The 6796-nt window shown below is 69.7% G+C and carries 7 protein-coding genes; 2 read left to right on the top strand and 5 right to left on the bottom strand.

The genetic code is table 11. The features are described 5' to 3' along the window. Positions 1-266 (top strand): Lrp/AsnC ligand binding domain-containing protein (locus C9E82_RS23375; RefSeq protein ID WP_147482376.1); only part of this gene is annotated, 266 nt, incomplete at its 5' end. A 16-nt stretch (positions 267-282) separates the two neighbouring features. Here the strand turns inward: C9E82_RS23375 and C9E82_RS23370 are convergent. The 3 genes from C9E82_RS23370 to C9E82_RS23360 all read right to left on the bottom strand — a co-directional run bounded on the left by C9E82_RS23370 (position 283) and on the right by C9E82_RS23360 (position 3604). Continuing rightward, the gene (locus C9E82_RS23370) at positions 283-1572 is read right to left on the bottom strand and encodes a PQQ-dependent sugar dehydrogenase (protein WP_119896956.1); all 1290 of its coding nucleotides are present in this window, start codon (positions 1570-1572) and stop codon (positions 283-285) included. A gap of 99 nt (positions 1573-1671) precedes the next feature. Then, positions 1672-2865, bottom strand: coding sequence for an amidohydrolase family protein (locus C9E82_RS23365; protein ID WP_119896955.1), 1194 nt, complete (start codon positions 2863-2865; stop codon positions 1672-1674). 121 nt (positions 2866-2986) lie between these two features. After that, complete coding sequence (locus tag C9E82_RS23360; protein WP_119896954.1) at positions 2987-3604, bottom strand: flavin reductase family protein; 618 nt, start codon at positions 3602-3604, stop codon at positions 2987-2989. 133 nt (positions 3605-3737) lie between these two features. Here C9E82_RS23360 and C9E82_RS23355 point away from each other — a divergent pair, with 133 nt between their 5' ends. After that, positions 3738-4406, top strand: a complete 669-nt coding sequence (locus C9E82_RS23355) for a GntR family transcriptional regulator (RefSeq protein WP_119896953.1) — start codon at positions 3738-3740, stop codon at positions 4404-4406. A gap of 107 nt (positions 4407-4513) precedes the next feature. Here the strand turns inward: C9E82_RS23355 and lpdA are convergent, their stop codons facing one another. Continuing rightward, positions 4514-5902: a dihydrolipoyl dehydrogenase gene (gene lpdA, locus C9E82_RS23350; RefSeq protein ID WP_119896952.1), complete on the bottom strand. Its 1389-nt coding sequence runs from the start codon at positions 5900-5902 to the stop codon at positions 4514-4516. Between the two features lies 1 nt (position 5903). After that, a partial coding sequence (locus C9E82_RS23345; protein ID WP_147482385.1) for a dihydrolipoamide acetyltransferase family protein occupies positions 5904-6796 on the bottom strand: 893 nt, incomplete at its 5' end.

The raw sequence follows: 6796 nt of genomic DNA, 5'->3' as shown, positions 1-6796 counted from the left end.
ATGTCACCTATGTCGAGGTCAGCATGAGCGACACCCGCGAAGCCGCGCTGCAGCAGTTCAACGCCGCCATCCGCGCCATCCCCGAGGTCGAGGAATGCTACATGATCGCCGGCGGCTGCGACTACCTCATCAAGCTCCGCTCCCGCGACATGGCCCATTTCCGCCGCATCCTGGCCGAGAAGATCTCCACCCTCCCCCATGTCAGCAATACGTCAAGCCACGTCTCCATGGAGGCCGTCGTCGAACAGAACTACCACATCGGGTAGGGTCAGGACGGGATTTCTAGGCCCCGGTGATCCGCCAGATGATGTCGCCGACATCGTCCGCCATCAGCAGCGATGCCCTGTCGGGACCGATGGCGACGCCGACGGGGCGCCCGTAGGAGAATTTCTCGTCCTCGGAGAGGAACCCCCACAGGATGTCCCGCGGCGGCCCCGCCGGGCGGCCCTCGGCGAAGGGCACGAAGATCAGCCGGTATCCGCTCAGCGTCGAGCGGTTCCAGGAGCCGTGCTGCCCGATCACCATGCCGTCGGGGAATCCCGGCAGCGTGCCCGCGGGCATCCAGCACAGCCCCAGCGAGGCCGTGTGGCCGCCAAGGGCGTAATCGGGCGTGATCGCGCGCGCGACCATCTGCGGGTTCGGGGCGACGCGGTCGTCCACGGTCTGGCCCCAATAGCACCAGGGCCAGCCGTAGAATCCCCCGTCCCGCACCGAGGTCAGGTAGTCCGGCGGCGTCTCGTCGCCCAGCCCGTCGCGTTCGTTCACCACCGTCCAGAGCGCGCCGGTCACCGGCTCCCATGCCATGCCCACGGCATTGCGCAGCCCCGAGGCGAAGATGCGGGCCGTCCCGCTGGCCAGGTCCAGTTCCCAGATCGCCGCGCGGCCCTCTTCGGCCTCCATGCCGCGATCGCCGATATTGCTCAGCGAGCCGACGCCGGCATAGATCTTCGAGCGGTCGGGCGAGACGATCAGGCTGCGGGTCCAATGGCCGCCCGGCTTGAAATCCACCAGCTTGCGGCCGGGGCCCGTCAGCCGCGTCTGGCCCTCCTGATAGGGGAAAGCGACGATGCCGTCGGTATTGCCGACATGAAAGGTGCCGTCCACCAGCGCCATGCCGAAGGGCTGGTTCTGCCCGTCCAGGAAAACCTCGCGGATCTCGGCCACGCCATCGCCATCCGCGTCGCGCCACAGGCTGATGCGGTCGGCGCTGTCGCCGATGGCGCGGGCGCGGCGCATGGTGGCCTGCGCGGCGCGGTCCATCAGCGTCCTGGGCGGGCTGGGCTGTTCCTTCGCCTCGGCGACCAGCACATCGCCGTTCGGCAGGACCTCGATCCAGCGGGGGTGATCCAGGCCCGAGGCGAAGGCATTGACCTTCAGCCCAGGCGCGGCCTGGGGAAGCTGTCCGGGCGCCCAGCCCTGCGCCGTGGGCATCTTCAGCGTCATGATCCCCTGCTTGCGCGGCTGGGGAATTGCCGGCGTCGCGCCCACCGCCTGCGTTTGCGGCGCCCCGAAGCGCCTCAGCGCGACCATGACGCCCCCGACGACAGCGGTCACTCTTGCCATGAAATCCATGATATGCCCCGATCCGTTCCGGCCCGCAGTCTAGCCAAGCCGCCGCCGCCGTCAAATGCCGGGCGGGGGTGTCGGCCGGCCGCGAAACCGGGGGCCGGATCATGGCGTTCCCACGATGCAATGGCCGTCGCGGGCGACGACGCGGCCGCCCTTGACCACCAGCGGGCGCGGGGCGCGGTTGACGACGGCATGGGCGACGGTCTGCCCCTCCAGCAGGGTGAGATCGGCCTTGCAGCCAATCCCCAGGCCGTAACCCTCCAGCCGCATGACATCGGCCCCGCCCTGAGAGACGATCTGCAGCGCCAGCCGCAGGTCGCTGTCCGAACGGAAACCATTCCGCATCCCGATGATGGTGGCGCGGTCGATCATGTCGGGCTGGCCCCACGGCCCCCAGGTGTCGCGGATGCCGTCGCAGCCCGCGCCCACGCGCACGCCGGCCTCGCGCAGCCGCCTGACCGAGGGCACCGTGGCCGAGGGCGCGCCGGTGGTCAGGATCGCGATGTCCAGCTCGGCGATCTGCTCGATCAGCCGGCCCACGCGCAGGTGATCGTTCATGCCAAGCGCGAAGGCGTGGCTGATGGCGAAGCGGCCCTGCATCCCGCTGGCGCGGACCCGCTCGAAGATCAGCTCCATGGTGAAGGCGCCCAGCTCTCCGGCCTCGTGCAGGTGGATGTCGATGCCGACCCCGTGCCTGGCGGCCAGCGCGAACAGCGCGTCCAGCTGGCCCTTGGGATCGCGGTCGATGCCGCAGGGATCGATGCCGCCCAGCACCTCGCAGCCATTGGCCAGCGCCTCGTCCAGCAATTCGACCGTGCCCGGCATGACCATCACGCCCGATTGCGGAAAGGCCACGATCTCGATGTCGATGATGCCGCGCAGCTTCTCGCGGGTTTCCTGGACGCCCTCGACCAGGCGCAAGCCGTGGGTGGTGTCGATATCGACATGGCTGCGGATATGGCTGGCGCCATGCGCGGCCAGGCCGAGGGCGTGGCGCATCGACTGGCGATGCGGGTCGATGCCGATCTCCAGCCGGTTCTCGCGCTCGAAGTCGATGCGGCCGCGCAGGACGGCCTCGCGCTCGTTCTCGTGCCAGTCCATGCCCCAGGTGGTCTTGTCCAGATGGGTATGGGCATCGATCAGGCCGGGCCAGAGGATCGCGTTCCGGCCATCCTCGACCGCGATGCCCGCCGGGGCCTCGATGCCGCCCACCCCTGTGATCCTGCCGGCGCGGATCAGGATGTCGGTGGCTTCCGCGCCAAGCGGGCGGACGTTCTTCAGCAGCAGGTCGGACATGCTCACCTCAGCTTGGGGTCAAGGGCGTCGCGCGGCCAGTCGCCCGGCAGGTTCGCCGAGATGACCGGAAGCGACATGTGCAGCGCCGGGACCGATCAGCAGGATTGCGCCTGCGCCCCGCTCATCCGGCAAGCCCCTCAAGCGCGGGGGCCTTCAGCTCGAACTGCCGGTCGGCCAGGATGTAGTTGTCGGCATGAAGCCGGGCGATCGGATGGTAGGTCCGGGCATCGACATAGCGGCCCTCGGCATCCAGGCAGTCGCGGCGGACATGCATATGCACCACCTCGCCCAGGATGATCAGGCGGCGCGGATATTCGATCAGCCGGTCGACCCGGCATTCCATCGCGCAGGGGCTGGCCGGCAGCCAGGAACAGGCGACCTGGGCGCCGGGGGCCACCTGCTCGCCCGCCAGCTGCAATTCGTCCACGTCGCTGTCCACGCCCAGCCCGCAGATCAGCATGGTCTGCGCCAGCGGCATGTCGACCATGTTCACCGTGAACTCTCCGCTGTTGCGGATATTGGCCACCGTGTCCTTCTCGCGCCCGTCCGCACGCGGCTGGATACCAAGCGCAAGGATCGCCGGATCATGCGAGAAGACGTTGAAGAAGCTCATCGGGGCGCCGTTGTCCTGCCCGGCCGCCGAGCGCGTGGTGACCAGCGCGATGGGCCGCGGCCCCACGAAATTGGTCAGCAGCCGATAGCGGTCCCGAGGATCCAGTTCCGTCAGATCGAATTCCATGCCGTCCCCCATGCTGGCTTCCCTCGTCCTGATTTATGTCTACATTATTGTCAACAATAATGGCACCCTTTGATATGGACCGAATGAAAGCAAACCAGCTATGACATTCTGACCGCCCGGATCGAGATCGCGAATGGAAACACTGACCGTCGAACAGATCGCCGAACGCATCTGGCTGTCCATCGCCGAACGCCGCCTGCGTCCCGGCATGCGCCTGAAAGAGACCGAGCTGGCCGAGGTCTTCGCTGTCAGCCGGGCGCGCGTGCGCCAGGTGCTGGCGATGCTTGAACGCGACGGGCTGGTCGTGATCGAAAGCCACAAGGGCGCGGTCGTCGCCAAGCCGGGGGTCGAGGATGCGAAGGACATCTTCCACGTCCGCTCTGCCGTCGAGCAGCGCGTGCTGGAACGGCTGATCGGCCAGCTGGACGCCGCCAAGATGGTCGAGATGTTCGAGCATGTGGCCAGGGAGCGGATCGCCAACAACAGCAACAACCAGCGCGAGATCATCAAGCTGTCGGGCGGTTTCCACGTCATGCTGGCCGAGATGGCCGAGGCCGAGTTCCTCTGCAGCCTGATGCGCGACCTGGTCAGCCGCACCTCGCTGATCTCCGCCGCCTTCCGCGATTCGAACCAGCACAATTGCGGCCCCGACGAGCATGAGCTGATCCTGCTGCATCTGAAGAACGGCGATCTGCAGGCGGCCAAGAAGGCGATGGCGGATCATCTGGAACATGTCGAAAGCGCATTGCGCCTCGCGCAGGATCGCGAACCGCCCAGAAGCCTCCGGGACGCGCTCGTCTAGCGGACGCGTGATGGGGCGCATGGGGAAACACCGTCGCTCGGGCGCTTCGACGCACGGGATCAAGCGCCCCATTGCCCGGCCGCAGAAGGCCGGGGAACACGCCCCGCTCAGATATGCAGCGCGTGGCCGAGGGCGCGCAGGCAGGCCTCGTGCAGCGCCTCGCCGCGGGTCGGGTGGGCGTGGATGGTGCCGGTGATGTCGCCGATCCGGGCGCCCATCTCCAGCGCCAGCGCGAAGCCGGCGGCCATTTCCGCGATCCCCGCCCCCACCGCCTGGATGCCCAGGATCAGCTGGTTGTCGGCCCGTGCGGTCACGCGAATGAGCCCCGCATCGTCGCCCGCCGTCAGCGCCCGGCCATTGGCCGAGAAGGGGAACAGCCCCGTCACCACCTCGTGCCCCGCCGCCCGCGCCGCCAGGGGCGACAGGCCGACGCTGACCAGCTCGGGATCGGTGAAGCAGATCTCGGGGATCACCCGCCTGTCCCAGCCGCGCGGGTGGCCGGCGACGATCTCGGCCACCATCTCGCCCTGGGCCATGGCGCGATGGGCCAGAAGCGGCTCTCCGGTCAGGTCGCCGATGGCATGGACGCCGGCCATCGAGCTGCGGCAGGCATCGTCCACGGCGATGAAGGGTCCTGCCATCTTCAGCCGCAGCTGCGCGATCCCGGCGGCATCGCTGCGCGGGCGCCGCCCGACCGTCACCAGCACCTTGTCGGCGGCGATGTCCTGCGCGCCGTCGTCGCCCGCCACCCGCAGCGCGCCGTTTTCGGACAGCCCGCCGGCCCGCGCGCCGGTCAGCACCCGCACGCCCAGCTGCGACAGCCGCTGCGCGATCGGCCGGGTCAGCTCGGCGTCGTATTGCGGCAGGATGCGCGGCGCGGCCTCGACCACGGTGACCTGGCTGCCCAGCTTGGCAAAGGCGATGCCCAGTTCCAGCCCGATATAGCCGCCGCCGACCACCGCCAGCCGCTGCGGCAGTTCCGTCAGCGCCAGCGCGTCGGTCGAGGACATCACCGGCCCGCCGAAAGGCAGCGCCGGCAGCTCGACCGGCTCGGAGCCGGTGGCCAGGACCAGCACCTCGGCATGGATCATCACCGGGCCCTCGGGCGTCTGGACCACGGCGGTCTTGCCGTCGCGCAGCCGCGCCTCTCCGGCGATCAGCCGCACGCCGGCCTTGCGCAAGAGCGTCGCGATCCCGCCGGTCAGCTGCCCGACGATGCCGTCCTTCCAGCCCATCAGCCCCGCCAGGTCGACCGAGGCCCCCGCCGCCGAGATCCCCATATGCGGGGCCGCCGACAGCGCGGCGATGCGGTGGAATTCGTCGGCCGCGTGGATCAGCGCCTTGGACGGAATGCAGCCCACGTTCAGGCAGGTGCCGCCCGGCGGGGCGGGATCGACCACCACCGTGTCGACGCCCAGCTGCCCGGCCCGGATCGCGCAGACATAGCCGCCGGGCCCCGCGCCGATCACCAGCAGCCTGCATTGGATCTGTCGCATCTCAGCCCTCCACGAAAATCAGCGCCGGGGTTTCCAGCAATTCCTTCAGCCGCGCCACGAAGACGGCGGCGTCCCAGCCGTCGATGACGCGGTGGTCGAAGCTGCAGGACAGGTTCATCATCTGCCGGGGCTCGAAGGCGCTACCGGTCCAGTGCGGGCGGGTGGTCAGCCGGTTGACGCCGACGATGGCCATCTCGGGCACGTTCAGGATCGGCGTCGTCGCGATCGCCCCCAGCGCCCCCAGCGAGGTGATGGTGATGGTCGAGCCGGTCAGTTCCTCGCGCCGTGCGGTGCCGTCCTTCGCCGCCTGCGCCAGCCGCGCGATCTCGGCGGCGATGTCGCGCAGGTCGCGGGCCTCGGCATGGCGCAGCACCGGCACCATCAGCCCGGCGGGCGTCTGCGCGGCAAGGCCCAGGTGGACCCCGCCGAAGCGGCGGATCAGCCCGGCCTCGGCGTCGTAATGGGCGTTCAGCATCGGCTGGTCGCGCAGCGCGGCGACGACGGCGCGGGCGATGAAGGCCAGCGGCGTCAGCCGTGGCCCCTTGGCGGCGGCGTTCATGCGGGCGCGCAGCGCCTCCAGCGCGGTGGCGTCCAGTTCCTCGACGATGGTGATATGGGGGACGCGGTTGGCGGCCTCCATCCGTTCGGCGATCTTGCGGCGCAGGCCGATGACGCGGATCTCCTCGACCGTCTCGTCCGGGCGCGGCCCGGCAGGCGCCGGCAGGCCGCCCGAGGCGATGAAGGCCTCCAGATCGTCATGGGTGATCCGCCCCGCGGGCCCGCTGCCGCGCAGCAGCCGCAGGTCGACCCCGGCATCGCGCGCCCGCGCCCGGACCGAGGGCGCGGCCAGCGGCTTTTCCCCCGCCGGGCGCAGCGGCGCGGCGGCGGCGGCGG

Origin of the sequence: Paracoccus sigandri, from assembly GCF_003709565.1 — a bacterium.
GTDB classification, from domain to species: Bacteria; Pseudomonadota; Alphaproteobacteria; order Rhodobacterales; family Rhodobacteraceae; genus Paracoccus; species Paracoccus siganidrum.
The sequence above is the reverse complement of the archived record's forward strand: the minus strand, read 5'-3'. Positions and strand labels throughout refer to the sequence as shown.

What these genes read in the sequence shown, in the direction of transcription:
- C9E82_RS23370 (WP_119896956.1), bottom strand. Translation starts at nt 1,572, where the DNA reads ATGGATTTCATGGCAAGAGTGACCGCTGTCGTCGGGGGCGTCATGGTC.
- C9E82_RS23365 (WP_119896955.1), bottom strand. Translation starts at nt 2,865, where the DNA reads ATGTCCGACCTGCTGCTGAAGAACGTCCGCCCGCTTGGCGCGGAAGCC.
- C9E82_RS23360 (WP_119896954.1), bottom strand. Translation starts at nt 3,604, where the DNA reads ATGGAATTCGATCTGACGGAACTGGATCCTCGGGACCGCTATCGGCTG.
- C9E82_RS23355 (WP_119896953.1), top strand. Translation starts at nt 3,738, where the DNA reads ATGGAAACACTGACCGTCGAACAGATCGCCGAACGCATCTGGCTGTCC.
- lpdA (WP_119896952.1), bottom strand. Translation starts at nt 5,902, where the DNA reads ATGCGACAGATCCAATGCAGGCTGCTGGTGATCGGCGCGGGGCCCGGC.